This window comes from Mesorhizobium sp. M0019 (genome assembly GCF_040323975.1).
Taxonomy (GTDB): Bacteria; Pseudomonadota; Alphaproteobacteria; order Rhizobiales; family Rhizobiaceae; genus Mesorhizobium.
Genome location: NZ_JAMYVK010000023.1, coordinates 1 through 16,675 on the forward strand (window position 1 = coordinate 1; position 16,675 = coordinate 16,675).

General features: G+C 61.1%; 14 protein-coding genes and 2 pseudogenes. 11 read left to right on the plus strand and 5 right to left on the minus strand.

What is annotated here, in order from left to right:
* Positions 1–85: 85 nt before the first annotated feature.
* On the minus strand, positions 86–607 hold the full coding sequence (locus NKK47_RS17705; protein ID WP_352577735.1) for a hypothetical protein: 522 nt from the start codon (positions 605–607) through the stop codon (positions 86–88).
* A gap of 209 nt (positions 608–816) precedes the next feature.
* Between NKK47_RS17705 and NKK47_RS17710 the strand changes: the two genes are divergently transcribed.
* The 7 genes from NKK47_RS17710 to NKK47_RS17740 are packed head-to-tail and all read left to right on the plus strand — an operon-like array spanning position 817 to position 8,294.
* Complete coding sequence (locus tag NKK47_RS17710) at positions 817–1,131, plus strand: helix-turn-helix domain-containing protein (RefSeq protein WP_023675522.1); 315 nt, start codon at positions 817–819, stop codon at positions 1,129–1,131.
* Positions 1,128–3,149 carry a hydrogenase 4 subunit B gene (gene hyfB / locus NKK47_RS17715; RefSeq protein WP_502896717.1) on the plus strand — a complete coding sequence of 674 codons (2,022 nt, stop codon included), beginning with the start codon at positions 1,128–1,130 and terminating at the stop codon, positions 3,147–3,149. Before NKK47_RS17710 ends, hyfB begins: the two co-directional genes overlap by 4 nt.
* Positions 3,140–4,096, plus strand: a complete 957-nt coding sequence (locus tag NKK47_RS17720) for a respiratory chain complex I subunit 1 family protein (protein ID WP_352568057.1) — start codon at positions 3,140–3,142, stop codon at positions 4,094–4,096. The genes hyfB and NKK47_RS17720 overlap by 10 nt, the downstream gene beginning before the upstream one ends.
* Positions 4,096–4,758 carry a hydrogenase-4 component E gene (locus NKK47_RS17725; protein WP_023675519.1) on the plus strand — a complete coding sequence of 221 codons (663 nt, stop codon included), beginning with the start codon at positions 4,096–4,098 and terminating at the stop codon, positions 4,756–4,758. Before NKK47_RS17720 ends, NKK47_RS17725 begins: the two co-directional genes overlap by 1 nt.
* Entirely contained in the window at positions 4,755–6,206 is a 1,452-nt protein-coding gene (locus NKK47_RS17730) for a hydrogenase 4 subunit F (protein WP_023675518.1), read from the plus strand. The genes NKK47_RS17725 and NKK47_RS17730 overlap by 4 nt, the downstream gene beginning before the upstream one ends.
* Before the next feature lie 18 nt (positions 6,207–6,224).
* Positions 6,225–7,742, plus strand: coding sequence for a hydrogenase large subunit (locus NKK47_RS17735; protein ID WP_023675517.1), 1,518 nt, complete (start codon positions 6,225–6,227; stop codon positions 7,740–7,742).
* Positions 7,743–7,754: 12 nt separating this feature from the next.
* Positions 7,755–8,294: an NADH-quinone oxidoreductase subunit B family protein gene (locus tag NKK47_RS17740; protein ID WP_023675516.1), complete on the plus strand. Its 540-nt coding sequence runs from the start codon at positions 7,755–7,757 to the stop codon at positions 8,292–8,294.
* Here the strand turns inward: NKK47_RS17740 and NKK47_RS17745 are convergent, their stop codons facing one another.
* From NKK47_RS17745 to NKK47_RS17755, 3 genes and pseudogenes are all read right to left on the minus strand, one after another.
* The gene (locus tag NKK47_RS17745; RefSeq protein ID WP_352577736.1) at positions 8,295–8,861 is read right to left on the minus strand and encodes a hypothetical protein; all 567 of its coding nucleotides are present in this window, start codon (positions 8,859–8,861) and stop codon (positions 8,295–8,297) included.
* Positions 8,862–9,059: 198 nt separating this feature from the next.
* A pseudogene (locus tag NKK47_RS17750) lies at positions 9,060–9,314 on the minus strand (FAD-dependent oxidoreductase); the annotation flags it as partial.
* 97 nt (positions 9,315–9,411) lie between these two features.
* A complete protein-coding gene (locus NKK47_RS17755; protein WP_352568060.1) occupies positions 9,412–10,743 on the minus strand; it encodes a PQQ-dependent sugar dehydrogenase in 1,332 nt (443 codons plus the stop codon).
* Positions 10,744–11,141: 398 nt separating this feature from the next.
* On the opposite strand from NKK47_RS17755, the pseudogene NKK47_RS17760 reads away from it, so the two are divergent.
* Positions 11,142–12,083 (plus strand): annotated as a pseudogene (locus NKK47_RS17760) (DMT family transporter); the annotation flags it as partial.
* Positions 12,084–12,169: 86 nt separating this feature from the next.
* On the opposite strand, the gene NKK47_RS17765 reads toward NKK47_RS17760, so the two are convergent.
* The gene (locus NKK47_RS17765; protein WP_352577737.1) at positions 12,170–13,408 is read right to left on the minus strand and encodes an ROK family transcriptional regulator; all 1,239 of its coding nucleotides are present in this window, start codon (positions 13,406–13,408) and stop codon (positions 12,170–12,172) included.
* A 101-nt stretch (positions 13,409–13,509) separates the two neighbouring features.
* Between NKK47_RS17765 and NKK47_RS17770 the strand changes: the two genes are divergently transcribed.
* From NKK47_RS17770 to NKK47_RS17780, 3 genes are read left to right on the plus strand one after another with little or no spacing between them, the layout of a single operon-like run.
* Positions 13,510–14,775 (plus strand): ABC transporter substrate-binding protein, encoded by a 1,266-nt coding sequence (locus tag NKK47_RS17770; RefSeq protein ID WP_023675509.1) that lies wholly within the window; start codon positions 13,510–13,512, stop codon positions 14,773–14,775.
* A gap of 57 nt (positions 14,776–14,832) precedes the next feature.
* Entirely contained in the window at positions 14,833–15,771 is a 939-nt protein-coding gene (locus NKK47_RS17775) for a carbohydrate ABC transporter permease (RefSeq protein ID WP_352577738.1), read from the plus strand.
* Positions 15,764–16,666, plus strand: a complete 903-nt coding sequence (locus NKK47_RS17780; RefSeq protein WP_292660005.1) for a carbohydrate ABC transporter permease — start codon at positions 15,764–15,766, stop codon at positions 16,664–16,666. The genes NKK47_RS17775 and NKK47_RS17780 overlap by 8 nt, the downstream gene beginning before the upstream one ends.
* Positions 16,667–16,675 lie beyond the last annotated feature (9 nt).

Genomic DNA, 16,675 nt, shown 5'->3' on the forward strand with positions numbered 1-16,675 from the left:
CTGACGAGGTTCGCGGAAAAGCGCCCAACAGCGGCCACATCGCCGCTTCAGGCCGCCAAAACCTCATCGCCGTGCATCAAGGCGGTTAGCAAACGAATTCAGTGGCAGCACTGTATTGGCGGTATCCCTCTCCCGCTACCAAATTCCAAGAAAAATCAGATACATAGAGATGTACGGTGCCAGTCGTCTCATGTAGCGGGTCGCGCGATTTTTGCAATTTTGACACCCGGTTTTGCAGCAGGGCGCTTCTCTCAAGACAGGGCGATCCGATAGCTGCGAGGGCCATGACGTTTCGGTGCTCTAGATTGCACTCCCGTACAAGCCTCGAGACAACATCCCATCGCAGCGGTGGCTCTCCTACGCTTTCTTCAGAAATTCCGTCCGCAGAACCAGATTGCCTTTGTGCATTCAGCCCGTTGAGGAGATCGGCGAGTTCCTCGGGATCGTGCTGGTTCATTCCAACGATGGTTCGGCTGCCCATCTCGGCGGGCCGCCCGGTACGAGCATCATTGACGGTCCAGGTGCCGGTCGGATCCTGAAAAGGCCTGTAGCCCGCGGCGGCTCCAATCGAGTGGCCGGCCGAGATAAGGCCCATCGCCGGCGCCATCACGCGCAATCCGAGACGGCTGGCGACAAGACTGGCAGTGACGGGAACGGCCGCATGGCTTTGGTTCGAGGCGCAGGGCCTATCGCCCGGTTTTCTACAGCCTCAAGACAGATGCGCCACGCATCACTAATTGAATGCGCCGCATTTTAATATATGCTGCAAGACGTAGAGATAATATCTCAAAGCTGATCAAAAAGGGGGATGCGACCGTGATAACTGCTCCACAGTTGCGTGCCGCGAGGGCGCTCCTTGGCATCGACCAGCGCAGGCTTGCCGAATTGTCCGGTCTTTCCGTGCCGACAATTCAACGCATGGAAGCCAGCGAGTCGATTATTCGGGGTAACGTCGATTCTCTCATGAAGCTGATCGGGGCACTTGACCTCGCCGGCGTGGAATTGATCGCTGAAGGCGCCTCCAGCCAAATCGGCGGGCGCGGCGTGCGACTGAAAGCGGATTTTGACCCCGCCAAAATCCTTGGCGGGGTCGATACGGATGCCAAACTCCCCGTGAGGAGCGTGGCGTGATTTCGGGGGCCGCGGTCCTCCTGTGGGGCGTCGCTGCGCTCCTGGGGACTGCGGTGCTTGCGATTGCGGAAAGCCGCAGATCCGACTCGGGAACACGCCTGATCTACGGCTTGACGCTAGGTATATCGGCGGCCGTGCTCATGGTTCTCGCGAGCCGCATCGCCGACAATCCCGTCACCCCGTCGACTGTGGTGTTGCCTCTTGGATTGCCATGGATTGGCGCTCATTTCCGTTTGGATGCGCTCTCGACTTTCTTCCTCATCGTCGTCAACTTCGGCGGCTCCATGGCCAGCCTTTATGGCCTCGGCTACGGCAGGCATGAGTCTGCGCCGCATCGGGTGCTGCCGTTCTTCCCGGCTTTCCTAGCCGGAATGAACCTTGTCGTGGTGGCCGACGACGCCTTCACTTTCCTGCTTTCTTGGGAATTCATGTCGCTCGCCTCCTGGGCGCTCGTCATGGCGCACCATCGCGAGCAGGACAATGCGCGGGCGGGCTACATCTATCTCGTGATGGCGAGCTTCGGCACACTCGCGCTGCTGCTTGCGTTCGGCCTGCTCGCCGGATCCGATGGAACCTACACATTCGACGCGATGCGAGCCGCCGACCCGACCCCGTTCGCCGCTGCTTTCGTCCTGGTTCTCATGCTGCTGGGCGCCGGCTCCAAGGCTGGACTCGTCCCGCTTCACGTTTGGCTGCCACTCGCTCATCCGGCCGCGCCAAGCCACGTCTCGGCTCTCATGAGCGGCGTGATGACCAAGGTCGCAGTCTATGGCTTCATACGCGTTATTTTCGATCTGCTCGGTGAGCCGGCATGGTGGTCGGGCGTTGCCGTGCTTTTCCTTGGCGGCCTGACGGCGGTTCTCGGCATCCTCTACGCGCTGATGGAAAAGGACCTGAAGCGACTGCTTGCCTATAGCACCATTGAAAACATCGGCGTCATCTTCGTAAGCCTTGGTCTCGCGCTCGCTTTCAAGGCGAACGCCATGCCATCGGCTGCAGCGCTGGCCCTCACCGCCGCGCTGTTCCACGTCCTCAACCATTCCTTTTTCAAGAGCCTGCTGTTTTTCGGCGCGGGCGCCGTTCTGACGGCAACCGGAGAGCGGGATATGGAGAAGCTGGGCGGTCTCATCCACCGCATGCCCTTTACAAGTTTTGCCTTTCTCGTCGGTTGCGTCGCGATCTCGGCACTTCCACCCTTCAACGGCTTCGTCTCCGAATGGCTGGCCTTTCAGGCCATATTGCAGAGCCCCGATCTGCCACAATGGGGACTGAAGGTCATGGTGCCCGCCGTTGGCGGTCTGCTGGCGCTGTCAGCGGCACTGGCCGCGGCCTGCTTTGTAAAGGCGTTCGGGATTACATTCCTCGGCCGGCCACGCTCGGCCGCGGTGGAACTGGCGCATGAGGTCGACCGCTACTCGCTGGCGGCATTGTTCATTCTCGCTGCCCTTTGTCTCCTGGCCGGCATTCTGCCCGGTCTTGTGATAGACGGCCTCTCATCGGTGACACTGCCACTGATCGGCAGTCGGATGCCTGTGCAGATGGCCCAGCCCTGGCTGTCTATCGTGCCGATTGCAGCGAGCCGCAGTTCCTACAACGGCCTGTTGGTGTTCCTGTTCATCGCCTTTTCCGCATCCGCTGCGGCATATGTGATCCATCGCTTTGCATCACATGCACTCCGTCGGGGTCCCGCCTGGGGTTGTGGCTTCCCGGATGTGGTCCCGAGCTCGCAGTACACGGCCGTCAGCTTCGCGCAGCCTATCCGCCGCGTCTTCGGCACGTTCGTATTCCGTGCAAGGGAAACCGTCGAAATGCCGGCACCTGGCGAGACCGGTCCGGCTCGTCTGAATGTCGAAATGCATGATGTGATCTGGGAGACGCTGTACCTGCCTATCGGCCGGGCCCTCGACTTTGCGACCGACCACCTCAACCATCTGCAGTTCCTGACGATCAGGCGCTACCTGACCCTCGTCTTTCTCTTTCTCATTGTCCTGCTCCTGGTGCTCGCACTATGGCCGTGATTCTCGAGTTGGCCGTTCAAGGCGCGCAGATGGCGCTGGTGCTTTTGCTGGCGCCGCTCCTGACCGGATTCGTGCGCAAGGTGAAGGCACGGCTCTTGCGCCGCCAGGGTCCTTCCCTGATCCAACCTTACCGCGATCTCTTGCGGCTGATGCGCAAGGAAGTCGTTCTGGCGGACAACGCATCCTGGCTGTTTCGCGTGACGCCCTATCTGATCTTTGCCACCACCTGGGTCGGCGCGGCGCTCATCCCGACATTCGCCGCCGGCCTTACATTCAGTTGGACCGCCGATCTCATAGCCATTGTCGCACTGCTGGGAAGCGCCCGGTTCTTCCTGGCGCTGGCAGGCATGGACGTCGGCACGAGCTTCGGCGGCATCGGCTCGAGCCGCGAGGTGATGATCGCTTCGCTGGCCGAACCCGCCATGCTGCTCATCGTGTTCAGCCTGGCGCTCGTCGCGGGTGCTACGCAACTCTCAACGGTCGCCGCCTTCATGGGGTCACCGGAGGTTGGCTTGCGGGTGTCGCTCGGGATGTCGCTCATCGCCCTCGTGATGGTGGCGATCGCCGAAAACGCCCGCATACCCGTGGACAACCCATCGACCCATCTGGAACTCACCATGGTTCATGAGGCGATGGTGCTGGAATATTCCGGTCGCCATCTGGCGATGATCGAGTTTGCCGCCTTCCTCAAGCTTCTGCTCTATGTGTCGCTGATTTCCTGCGTCTTCCTACCTTGGGGCCTGGCGAGCGCCGGGGCAGGACTGGAATCCCTTGCTCCGGGTGTCGTCGCCTATTTTGGCAAGCTTGCCGTATGTGGCGTTCTCCTCGCCGTGTTTGAGACTGCCATCGCCAAGATGCGCGTCTTCCGCGTCCCGGATTTCCTCGGGGCAGCGCTGATGCTGGCCCTGCTTGGCACGCTCCTGCTGTTCGTCTCGCGGAGCCTCTGATGAACGGCCTCACCTTCGACATCGCTCACCTGCTCGCCGGCGGCCTAGTGCTGGTCAGTTTCATGATGCTGTATCAGGATCGCCTCTTTGCTCTGATCAACGTTTTTGCGCTTCATGCAATCGTGCTGGCCCTGTCCGTAGCTTGGCAGGCATACATTCAGGACGCGCATCATCTCTACGTCACGGCGGCGATCGCCCTCGTCTTCAAGGCGATCGTCATTCCTGTCGGGCTTCATCGCATCATTCAGCGGCTCGGCATCCATCGTGACGTCGAGACCGCCGTCGGCATCGGTACGACGATGCTTGCGGGGATAGGCCTGGTGACCCTGTCCATGGTCCTGATGCTGCGCGTCACTCCCGAGGCTGATCCCCTCGCCCGCGAGGACCTGGCTTTCGCGCTGTCCATCATTTTGCTGGGGCTGCTGGTGATGGTCACCCGCCGCAACGCCGTCAGCCAAGTTGTCGGATTCATGTCGCTCGAGAACGGTCTGGTCCTCGCCGCCACGGGGGCCAAGGGCATGCCTCTGGTCGTCGAGATCAGTGTCGCCTTCTCGATCCTTATCGCCTTCATCGTCATCGGAGTCTTCCTGTTCCGCATCCGCGAGAGGTTCGACTCGGTGGATGTCGGCGCGCTCGACGACTACAGGGGAGAACACCGTTGACCGCGTTTTCCCTCGATGCGGTGGCCGCCATTTTGCTGATACCGGTCTTCGCGGCCGCACTTCTGGCGGCGCTGCCGAAATACCGGATATCGGCGGGCGTCAATGTCGCTGCGAGCTTGCTGACCTTGCTCGCCGCCCTGTCGCTTCTTGTCACCGACCGCCCGCAGCCTGGGCAGTATCTGCTCGTCGACGATCTCAATATCGTCTTCATCGTGCTCAACACATTCGTCGGCTTCACCACCAGCGTCTTCAGCGCTTCCTACATTGCCCACGAACTGGAGAGCGGGCGGCTAACAGTCCCGAACTTGCGGTTTTATCACGCAATGTACCAGGTCATGATGTTCGGCATGAACCTGGCGTTCGTGTCGAACAATATTGGCTTGATGTGGGTGGCGGTGGAGCTTGCCACGCTGACCACCGTGCTCATGGTCGGCATCTACCGCACGCACGAAGCGCTGGAGGCAGCCTGGAAATATTTCATTCTGGGCAGCGTCGGCATCGCGCTCGCACTGTTCGGCACCATCCTCGTCTACATGGCTGCACAGCCGGTTGTTGGCGAGGGGACGAATGCGATGGTCTGGACGGTGCTCATCGCTCACGCCGCGCGCTTCGATCCGGCTCTGCTCAATGTCGCCTTCATCTTTCTGCTGCTCGGCTACGGGACAAAGGTCGGCCTTGCGCCCTTACATGCCTGGCTGCCAGACGCGCATGCTGAGGGTCCAACGCCGATTTCCGCAGTGCTGTCGGGCTTGCTGTTAAACGTCGCACTCTATGCCGTGCTGCGCTTCAAGCTATTGCTCGCGGCAAGCCCGGAAGCGATCGCACCTGGGCCATTGATGATCACGATGGGACTGACGTCGCTTGTCTTCGCGGCCTTCATGCTCTACCGCCGCCGCGACATCAAACGCCTGTTCGCGTACTCCTCGATCGAGCACATGGGCATCATCGTGTTCGCCTTCGGCATAGGAGGCCCGCTCGCCAATTTTGCCGGGCTGCTGCACATGGTCATGCACAGCCTGACCAAGTCGGCGATCTTTTTCACGGTCGGCCACATTGCCCAGGTCAAGGGGACACAGAACATCGCCGAAATCCGGGGACTGACGGAAACACATCCTGCCCTTGGCTGGGCGCTCGTCATCGGCGTCGTTGCCATTGCCGGCCTCCCTCCGCTCGGTATCTTCATGAGCGAATTCCTGGTCGTGAGTTCGACATTTGCAAGACACCCTCTTTTGGCGATGCCGTTGGTTTTCGGGATTCTGCTCGCTTTCGGCGCCCTGCTGCTTCGACTGACCGGCGTCGCTTTCGGCGAACCGCGCGGCAGCACTGCACCCGCCGAGGCGTCCTACATTCCGATGTATTCCCACTTGGCGTTGGTGTTTGCCGCCGGCATCTATCTGCCGCCACCGCTGGTCACATGGTTCCAGCACGTCGCAAGTATCCTGGGGTGAGCAGAGGAGAGAAAGAGCATGCCCGGGCTGATCGACCTCATCCTTGCTGGCCAACGTGTCGAAAATCATTTCCCGTGGTCGCGCGCCGTGGTGACTCCGAAAAAATGGGGCTTTGCCGTCGAGCAACTGGCCGAGGGCCACTGGAGCTTGCTCGGCCTATGGGGTGAGCCAGGCGCCGTCCACATGGCACTTCTCGATGAAAGCGCCGGGGACATTGGCGTCGCCAGCCTGGAATGCCCCAGTGGCCGCTACCCATCGGTCGGCCGGCTGCATCCGCCCGCATTGCGCCTGGAACGTGCGGCCGCTGACCTGTTCGGGCTCCTACCACAAGGTGCGCCTGATACACGACAGTGGCTTGATCATGGCCACTGGGGTGTCAGCTATCCGTTGAGTACCCGCGTTCGGACGTCTGCTGCGACTGCCTTCCCGTACAGTTTCCTGCCTGCAGAGGGGGAGAGCCTGCATCAGATCCCGGTCGGGCCCGTGCATGCCGGCATCATCGAGCCGGGCCATTTCCGGTTCACGGCGAGCGGTGAAACGGTCGTCCGGCTGGAGCAGCGCCTCGGATACGCGCACAAAGGTATAGAAGGCCTGATGGCGGGGTCCGACATCGACCGTGCGGCCAAATTGGCGGGCAGAACCTCTGGCGACAGTACCGTGGCATACTCCCTCGCTTTTGCCCGCGCCGTCGAGGCGGCGCTGGGTGTCCAGGTTCCCCCACGCGCGGTCTGGCTGCGAGCGCTCATGGCCGAGTTGGAGCGCCTGGCCAATCATCTGGGCGACATCGGCGCTATCTGCAATGATGCCGCCTTCGCGCTCATGCATGCCCACTGTGGGGTGCTGCGTGAGCGCGTATTGCGGGCAAGCGATGCTGCCTTCGGTCATCGTTTGATGCGCGACTGCATCGTGCCCGGAGGCGTGGCAAGCTTCCTGAGCGATGAGGGCACGACAGCGCTCAGGTCCCTGATCGCAGAGATCAGGCAGCGGTTTCCCGCGCTGGTCGAGCTCTACGACAACACTGCGTCGCTGCAGGATCGGACTGTCGCGACTGGCCGGCTGAAGGTGGAACTCGCTCGTCAATATCGCGCCGGAGGCTACGTTGGCCGGGCCTCCGGTCGGGACTTCGATGCCCGACGCAATCTCGCTTATCCACCCTATGGCGAACTCGCCTTCGATGTACCTCTCCTCCAGGAAGGCGATGTGAACGCCCGTGTATGGATTCGTATCCACGAGGTCGAACAGAGCCTGTCCCTAATCGAACAAGTCCTGCGACAGCTGCCAGACGGGCCGATCCGCGTCGATTTCGCGCAGACAAACCGATCGCATGAAGGCATGGCGCTCGTCGAAGGTTTCCGCGGCGACATTCTGGCCTGGCTGCGCATTGGCAAGGGCGGCTTGGTCGAGCGCTGTCACCTCCGTGATCCGTCATGGTTTCAATGGCCGCTCCTTGAAGCGGCGATCGAAGGAAACATCGTTGCCGACTTTCCGCTGTGCAACAAATCGTTCAACTGCTCTTATTCGGGCCATGATCTCTGAAGGCACGCTGTCATGCGCAAGCTTCTTTTTGAAAGCCTGATACGCCCCCCTCTCACCGAGCGTCCGCCGTTGGCAAGCAGCACGGCAGTCGACGAACTCGCACGCGCGCTCGATGGGGCTGCTCACAAACGATTGGGGCGAAGCCTGTCGATCCGGGCGGTCGATGCCGGTTCCTGCAACGGCTGCGAACTTGAGATGCACGCGCTGAACAACGCCTTCTATGACATCGAGCGTTTTGGGATCCGGTTCGTCGCATCACCGCGCCATGCCGATGTACTGCTCGTCACCGGGCCGGTCACAAAAAACATGCGCGAGGCATTGAAGCTGACCTACGACGCAACACCCAACCCAAAATGGGTGGTCGCACTGGGAGATTGCGCAGGCAATGGCGGCTGTTTCGCCGGCAGCTATGCGGTGGTGCGCGGAGTGTCCGAGGCCTTGCCTGTCGATCTGCACATTCCAGGTTGTCCGCCGCCGCCAATCGAAATTCTGAAAGGCCTGCTCGCCTTGCTTGAGGGCGTGAATTCCAAGACTGGTGCTGCCCGAAGGTGACTATGTAGAGGCTTTGCCAAGGTTGGCCTTGTCGCTGCATAGATCCAACCAATGCGTAGCCGTGAGTTTAAGGGCATCAGCCAACCTCTGTCCCAAAACTGGAAGGCGCTCGGCGGCGAGAACGGCTAAAACGCCTGCTTTTTCGCCGGCAGCCCAGCGCTTTCGATCGAAGGGGAACCCGTTCCCTAGTCCGAAATGGTTACTTGCGCTGCAGCTAATGTAGTTACAATCTTGTGCAGTCGGAAGCTGCATGGGCCGGCCAGGCGCGAATACCGCCTTCGCCGGCGTCTCAAAGCAGCCGACCACACGTTTGCGGTGCTCTAAGGGGGAATCAATGAGATTGACGATTGTTTGCGCGGCAATTGTGATGGCCGTATCCACCGCCGCCGTTGCGCACGAGAAAAAGAGAGTGGTCAGTACAGAAGTAACGTCGGCCTGCGCCGACCTGTCGGGCAGCACGATCAAGAAAAACAGGGAAACAAAATTGGATAGCAGTACAACCGGAACTGTCTCCAGCGCGATTTCGAAAGACAAATCGGAGCCGCGCCTGGGATATGAAACGGTCAATCCTGCAATCATATCGATCTATTAGCTGAGGAAATAGCAGGCAGGTCTATCGGCGCTCAGGCTTCGGGAGCAGGGCATGGACCGACTCGCGGCCATTGCCTACGGACCATATTCAAGATCGATCAAGTCGGACGCCGCCGCGAAATCAGCCGTTAATCGCTTGGTGGCGGCGCTCGGCCTCATTGCGCATGCCTGCGCTCAATGTTTGATGCGGTCACGCATTGCGTACCAAAGCATGCCGAGCACATAGAGCGGGCCGCGCAGCGCCGTGCCGCCGGGGAACGGCAGCGGGCTTAGGGTCGAAAACAGTTCGAGCCGCGAAGCATCACCGGTGATCGCCTCAGCGAGCAGCTTGCCCGACAGCGTCGACAGGATCACCCCCTTGCCCGAATAGCCATGCGCAAAATAGACGTCGCCATAGCGACCGACATGCGGCAGGCGCGATGTCGTCACCTGGCATTTGCATCGAAATCGCAGCCGAATGCAGCCATATCGGGCGTGGCGCTGTAGCCGAAGGCTGTGAGGTCGGAATCAGAAAGGCCACCTGCGCTCAACGGCCATTCGCTCGGCGGACCCGCCAGATGACATTACCGACGTCGTCGGCGACGAGCAGTGCGCCAGTCTGATCGATAGCGACGCCGACCGGCCGGCCCATCGCCTCGCCATTACGCCCGATGAAGCCAGTGAGCACATCTTCCGGAGGACCGCTCGGTTTGCCACCATGGAACGGCACGAAGATGACCTTGTAGCCGCTGTGCACGCTTCTATTCCACGAGCCGTGCTGGCCGACGAAGGCGCCGTTGCCGTAGGCCGAACCGAGCCGCGCGCCTTTGGAGAAGGTCAGTCCCAGCGAGGCGGTATGAGAGCCCAGGGCGTAATCGGGCTTGATCGCTGCCGCCACGAGATCGGGGCGCTGCGGCTTGGCACGTTCGTCGACGTTCTGTCCGTAGTAGCTGTAGGGCCAGCCGTAGAAAGCGCCGTCACGAACCGAGGTCATGTAATCCGGCACAAGGTCGTCGCCGATCTCGTCACGCTCGTTCACGGCGACCCAAAGCTGGCCAGTCTCAGGATTCCAGGAGAGCCCGTTCGGGTTGCGCAGGCCCGAGGCGAAGACCCGAGTGCGGCGGGTAGACCGATCCACTTCAAGGACAGCAGCGCGGTTCTTCTCCGCGGCTATGCCGTTTTCTCCAACGTTGCTGTTGGAACCAACGGTGACATAGAGCTTGCGTCCATCCGGAGTTGCGATCACGTCCTTGGTCCAATGATGGTTGAGGTCCCCGGCCGGCAAGTCGATGATCTTTTCCGGCGACGTGCTGACTCGGGTCTGGCCATTGGAGTAGGGGAAAGCGACGAGCGCGTCGGTATTCGCGACAAAGAGTTTGCCTTTGGACAGCGTCATGCCGAAGGGCGAATTGAGGCCTTCCGCGAACGTCGTGCGCACATCCGCAATGCCGTCGCCATCGGTGTCGCGCAGGAGCGTGATGCGGTTGGCGCTTTTGGTCGCGGCGCCAGCCCGCTTCATAGCTAGGTCCATGAAGACCTTTCTAAGACTGAAGCCTTCGTCATGCTTGGCAGGGGCATTGGTTTCAGCAACCAGCACATCGCCGTTCGGAAGCACATGTAGCCAGCGCGGATGGTCGAGGCCGGTGGCGAAGGCGTTCACTGTCAGCCCCTTCGCCGGGGTCGGCATACCTTCTTTCTGCCAGCCTTTCGCCTCGGCGATGTTAACAGTCGGGATCAGCGTCGGTCTTGGTTTCGGTAAAGTGGGGTTGGGGCCATAGCCGGATATTGCCCCGGTTTTTTGCGCCGGAATGCCAGCGCAGCTTGCCATGACGGTGCCCAACACCGCTACGAGTACGCTTCCTGGGAAGCCGGCATGCATCGGACGTCCTCCGCATGGATTTGTGTCGCGCTCTTTGTGCAAACGGAAGTCAGTGGCTTATTCTTCCAATTGCTTCGAAACAGCGGCGCTCGTAATCCGAGGGCCAGGAATTCGCGACAGATCTGCGCTCGGTAGAAATATGGCGCGAGAAGATTGTGGCAACCGCGCGAATATCTGTCGCGCAATATAAATCTCACATTTGTATCGCGCGAAATCGGTACGGCTTGCGCTTTTCGGTATCGAGTTGCTCATGGGCCAACATGCGTTCGAATGGAAGGAGACCGTGAACGGCGGGACCCACAATGACCCACCGATTGCACCAGCTGGTGAAACAGCTGTTGTTGCTGCTTAGCAAGACGCCGCAAATCTGCTAAAGTCTGCGGTGGGAGGAGACGGATATCCAATCGCTGCCGATAGCACATCCAAGTGTAGCGAAGGCGACACCCGGCGCATCACTTCCGCTCGCCTATTCCCTCGCGACGCTCTGCTGGCTCCTGTCGGCCGGCGTCTATATCGCCGCCAAGTGGGTTGCCCCCGAGATGCCGCCTTGGGCGCTCTGCTTCTGGCGGCTGACGCTCGCGTGCGCGATCCTGCTGCCTATCGTCCATCGTCATCACGGGGCGATGCTCGTGCTGATCCAATCCCGGGTGATCGAGGTGCTGGTCATCGGCACTATCGGGCTAACCTTGTGTCAGGGCATGATCTACACGGGCCTCAACTACACCAACGCGACAACCGCCGGCATCATCATGGCGCTGTCGCCGATCATGACCATGGTGCTTGCCCGCTTCGTGCTCGGCGAGCCCCTCGGTATCTGGAAAGCGCTTGGAGCGCTGGTCGCTCTGGCCGGGATGGTGGTGATCGTGGCGCGCGGCGACCTTGCCGCGCTGATGCAGCTGCAGTTCAATCCCGGCGAGTTGTGGATCGTCGGCAGCGCGTTTTGTTGGGGCCTCTACACCGTGCTGCTGCGTCGCGCCAAATTCGCTATCGAGCTTCTGCCGATGGTGGTCCTGCTGCTGGGAGCCGGCGCGCTGGCCGCACTGCCCTTCTATCTCTGGGAATTGTTTTCCGGGGATCGTTCGGCGCTGCATGCGAACGGCCTTCTGGCTCTCGCCTATGTTGCCGGCCCCGGCGGCGCTCTGATGTACTATCTCTACAACCGTAGCGTCGAGACGCTTGGTGCGGGGCGCGCCAGCATGCTGCTCTATCTCCAGACCGCCTTCGTCGCCGTTCTCGCTTATCTGGTCCTTGGCGAAAGCTTGCACGACTACGATCTCGCCGGCGCCGCCTTTATCATCGCCGGCCTGCTGCTCGCCACCGCGATCAAGCCGAGGCAGCGCACGGTGCGTGTCGCGTACGCAAACATCAGTTCCGCTGCTTCGGCGAGCAGCTCGCAAAATCAGAGCGCCACCCGAAGCAAGCCGGGTCACTGAAGCCGGCTGTTGTGGCGCAGCACGAGGCCGACCGCGCCGAGCAATGCATCGTTCTCCGTGTGCTTGCCAACGATTATCCGCGTGCGCAGCGCAGGCGCCACATCGCGGGACTTGATGAGCGTGTGGCGTTCATATGATGCGATCAGTGGCGCCAGGAGAATGTCGCCCGCCAAGGCCATGCGGCCGCTGATGATGATGAGCGGCGGATTGAGAACCGAACCGATCAGGCCAAGGCCACGGCCGGCGAACTCGGCGGTGTCCTCGATCATCCGCAGCGCCCTCACGTCGCCCTCCTCGGCCATCATGATCACGTCGTCCATCGTGACCGGCCGCCGCACGATGCGCGAAATCTGCTCGAGCGGTCCGGCAAAGCTGGCATAGAGCTCCAGGCATCCTCGATTGCCGCACCGGCAAAGGTCGCCGCCGGGATCGATGCTAATGTGCCCGAATTCGCCGGCGCCGCCGGCGATGCCGCTCACCAGCCGACCGTGCTGGACAATGGCCCCGCCGACGCCCAGATCGACCTTGAACAGCACGAAATCGTCCTGGCCGACGGCAGCACCCCACATCAGCTCGGCAATGGCCGAGCAGTTGCTCTCATTGTCGGCGAAGATCGGCTGTTCAAGGACCGGCCCGAACACATCGCGGATGTTGACCCCGGCCCAGGTCGGAACGATACTCGCGCGCAGCACCACTCCTTCGCGGCTGACTGGGCCCGAGACGGAGACCCCAACCCCCAGGAGCCCCGCCATCGGCAGACCGTTCTCTTCGTAGCATCGGGCAATTACTGACTTGGCGAGCTGGGCCGCCTGTTGCGGCTGGTAGTCCAGACCCATGGGGATAGTTTGTTCGGCAACGAAAGAATGCGAGACGTCAGCGACGACACACCGCATCTCGTCGAGGCCCAGATGGATGCCGACGCAGGTGCCCGCAGCGGGATTGAGCGTCAATGTCGTGGCAGGCCTGCCGATACCCCTCGCCGCGTCATGATGGGCCGAGGATTCGATCACCATCCCAGATTTTCTCAAGCCGTTGAGCGCGGTTGAAACCGTCGACCGCGCCAAACCGGTAATGCGGGTAATTTGCGACGCAGAAAGCACGCCGCGCTCGCGCAAGCATCGGACGATCAGGCTCTCCGGCGACGCGGACGGCCTGTCGATCAGCCAATTTCTAAGCGAAGGTTTGTTCATGATGGGCACAAAGCACGTTGACTGATAGCCCAAATATGTCATCTTGGAAAGAACGGAGATTACTGAATCTCGCCGGCCACGACCTCAAATCGCGGGCCACAAGCGGTCGATACGAACCGTGCATCACATATGGGAGTGAAACGATGAAATACCTGAGGACGGCCTTTGCGGCCGCTACCGCCTTCACCTTGATTACCGGAACAGCCCTCGCGGAGCCGAAGACCAACCTCTTGCATCAATGGGCCACCGGATCGGACGCCCAGGCTATCGCCAAGCTCGGCGAGATGTTTACCGCCAAGGGTGGCACCTGGCAGCAGACCTCCATCGCAGGCCATACGGCCAATACCCTGGCCAAACTGCGTGCTGATGTGATCGCCGGCAACGCACCTCCCGCTGTGCAGCTCAAAGGCCCCGAGATCGCCGAATGGAACGAGACGGGCATGACAGCCAATCTCGACGACCTGGCGAAGGCGGAAAATTGGGAGAAGGTCGTCGCTCCCGAATTGCTGCCGGTGATGAAGCCGACCGGGAATTGGGTGGCCGCGCCGATGAACATCCACCGCATCAACTGGCTGTGGGCATCGCCGAAGGTCATGAAGGACGCGGGCGTCACCGAGATGCCGAAGACATGGGCGGAATTCAACGCCGCCTGCGACAAGATCGTGGCCAGCGGCAAGATCTGCATTTCGCACTCGACCGCCGACTGGACCGACTCGACCGTCTTCGAAGTGGTCGTGTACGGTCAGGACCTCGATCTCTACAAGAAAGCTTTCGTCGAGGGCGACGTCGATGCCATGCGCAGCGACGGCATGGTCAAGGCCTTCGAGCAGTTTCGCACCATGACCTCGAAGTACATGGACCCCGGCATGAACGGGCGTGACTGGGATACCATGTCGCATCTCGTCGGCCGCGGCGAGGCCGCCTTCCACATCATGGGCGACTGGACGATCGGCCTGCTGACGGCCGGCGGCTTCAAGGAGGGCACCGACTATGTCTGCGCCCAGGCGCCGACCGATTGGGGCAAGCCCGGTTTCATCTTGAATTCAGACTCGGTCGTGTTCTTCAAGCAGAAGGATCCGGACTATATCGAGGGACAGAAGCTGCTTGCCAGCATCATCCTGTCGCCCGAATTCCAGACCATTTTCAATCAGACCAAAGGGTCCATTCCGGCCCGCCTCGACGTCGATCTTTCGAACGGCTTCAATCCCTGCCAGCAGCTCTCGCAAAAGGATCTGCAAGCCTCGATCGCCGCCGGCACGCTCGTGCGTTCGATGGCGCACAACATGACGGTTCCGCAAAAGGTCCGCGGCGCAATAATGGATAGCATCACGGAGTTTGTAGCAACGCCGGATATGAGTGCGCAGGACGCGGCCAATGCGATGGCGGATGCGGCCGAAGCGCAGAAGTGACGCTGCCGATGATGGCCGGGGGCGAAGCTCCCGGCCAGACCTCGCCGGAGCAGCCCGATGTCCACCCATGATCTGATTGTACCAGCCGCAGCTGCCGCGGCCCCTCCGTGGCGCGAGCGCCTGGGCACGATGGTGCCCATTCTGGTGCTGGCGCCGTCGATAGCGGCGAGTTTCATCTATGTTTTCGTCTTCATGCTCTGGACGCTCTACATCTCGCTGTCCAATTCGTCGCTGTTGCCGACCTATGGGTTCGTCGGCCTGGACAATTACGCTTCGCTCTGGGCAAACCGGCGCTGGAACATCGCCTATACCAATCTCTTCCTGTTCAGCGGCTTCTATATCGTTGGCTCGATGGCCGTTGGCCTGCTGCTCGCGATCGCGATCGACCAGCGCGTCCGCGGCGAGGCGGTTTGGCGCACCATCTTTCTCTACCCGTTGGCGGTGTCCTTCATCGTCACCGGTACGGTGTGGAGTTGGCTCTATAATCCTGTCGACGGTATCCAGGCCTTCGTTCGCGGGCTTGGCTGGACCGACTTCAGCTTCGCCCTGACGGCCAACCGCAACACTGCGATCTATGCGGTGATCATAACCGGTATCTGGCAGTCGTCCGGCTTCGCAATGGCACTTTTCCTGGCCGGTCTGCGGTCGGTCGATCCGGATCTCGTCAAAGCCGCGCAAATCGACGGCGCGTCGGTTTTCCGGACCTATCGGAGGGTCATCCTGCCAACCATCGCTCCGATATTCCTGGCGGTGGCGGTCATTCAGATACAATTCGCCATCAAGACCTTCGACCTGGTGGCGGCGTTGACGCGAGGCGGCCCAGGTGTGTCCACCACCTTCCCCGCCATCTATGTCTACGACCTGATGTTCCAGCGCGGCCAAATCGGCGAGGGTGCCGCCGCGGCGATGATGATGCTCGCGGCGGTCGCGGTGGTGCTGGTGCCGTACTCCTTGTGGATCGTCTGGCGCCGGCGGGCGGAGGGCCGCAATGGCTGAAATTGCCCCTAATGCCCGTTTTGATCCGGAAGAAGCCGCTGCCACGCGCCGGCATTTCTGGAGTCGCTTCCTTGTCTATGCCGTGCTGACGCTTTTCGCGGTCGTCTATCTCGTGCCATTGCTGGTGGTGATCTTCAACTCATTGCGCGAGCAGTCGGAGATTGCCCGCAACGGCCTCATCTCCGTACCGCGCAGCTTCCGGTTCGATGCGTGGGCGCAGGCCTGGGGATCCTACTGCGTCAGCGGTACCTGCGAGGGCATGAAGCGCAATTTCTTCAACTCGCTGGCGATGACGATCCCCGCCACCATCATCTCGACCATTCTCGGCGCCATGAACGGCTACATCCTCTCCAAATGGCGCTTCAGGGGTTCCGAACTGATCTTCAATCTGATGCTGCTCGGCGTATTCATGCCCGGCCAGATTTCGTTGATGCCGTGGGCGTTCCTGCTCGGCAAGCTCGGCCTGACCAATTCCACATACGGGCTGGTGTTGATCCACGTCGTCCAGGGCATCTCGTTCACCACCCTGTTCTGCCGCAATTTCTACGTCAGCATACCGGACGACCTGATCAAGGCGGCACGCATCGACGGCGCCGGCTTCTGGCGGATCTTCCGCAAGATCATCCTGCCCCTGTCGCCGCCGATTCTGATTGTCACCGTCATCTGGCAGTTCACCGGCATCTGGAACGAGTATTTGTTCGGCGTCGTCTTCACATCGGGCCAGCAGCAGCCGATTACGGCGGCGTTGGTCGCGCTCACGGCCGGCGGCACGACCGCGCGTGCTTACGATGTGATGAGCGCAGCCGTGCTGATCGGCGCGTTGCCTCCGCTGCTGATCTATCTGTTTGGTGGAAAATACTTCGTGCGCGGCCTCACCCAGGGCGCCATAAAATGAGGCGTCGCC

Bases quoted from the DNA above. Each gene is read 5' to 3' on its own strand.
- NKK47_RS17705 (WP_352577735.1), bottom strand. From the start codon at position 607: ATGGCGCCGGCGATGGGCCTTATCTCGGCCGGCCACTCGATTGGAGCC.
- NKK47_RS17720 (WP_352568057.1), top strand. From the start codon at position 3,140: ATGGCCGTGATTCTCGAGTTGGCCGTTCAAGGCGCGCAGATGGCGCTG.
- NKK47_RS17725 (WP_023675519.1), top strand. From the start codon at position 4,096: ATGAACGGCCTCACCTTCGACATCGCTCACCTGCTCGCCGGCGGCCTA.
- NKK47_RS17735 (WP_023675517.1), top strand. From the start codon at position 6,225: ATGCCCGGGCTGATCGACCTCATCCTTGCTGGCCAACGTGTCGAAAAT.
- NKK47_RS17740 (WP_023675516.1), top strand. From the start codon at position 7,755: ATGCGCAAGCTTCTTTTTGAAAGCCTGATACGCCCCCCTCTCACCGAG.
- NKK47_RS17755 (WP_352568060.1), bottom strand. From the start codon at position 10,743: ATGCATGCCGGCTTCCCAGGAAGCGTACTCGTAGCGGTGTTGGGCACC.
- NKK47_RS17765 (WP_352577737.1), bottom strand. From the start codon at position 13,408: ATGACATATTTGGGCTATCAGTCAACGTGCTTTGTGCCCATCATGAAC.
- NKK47_RS17770 (WP_023675509.1), top strand. From the start codon at position 13,510: ATGAAATACCTGAGGACGGCCTTTGCGGCCGCTACCGCCTTCACCTTG.
- NKK47_RS17775 (WP_352577738.1), top strand. From the start codon at position 14,833: ATGTCCACCCATGATCTGATTGTACCAGCCGCAGCTGCCGCGGCCCCT.
- NKK47_RS17780 (WP_292660005.1), top strand. From the start codon at position 15,764: ATGGCTGAAATTGCCCCTAATGCCCGTTTTGATCCGGAAGAAGCCGCT.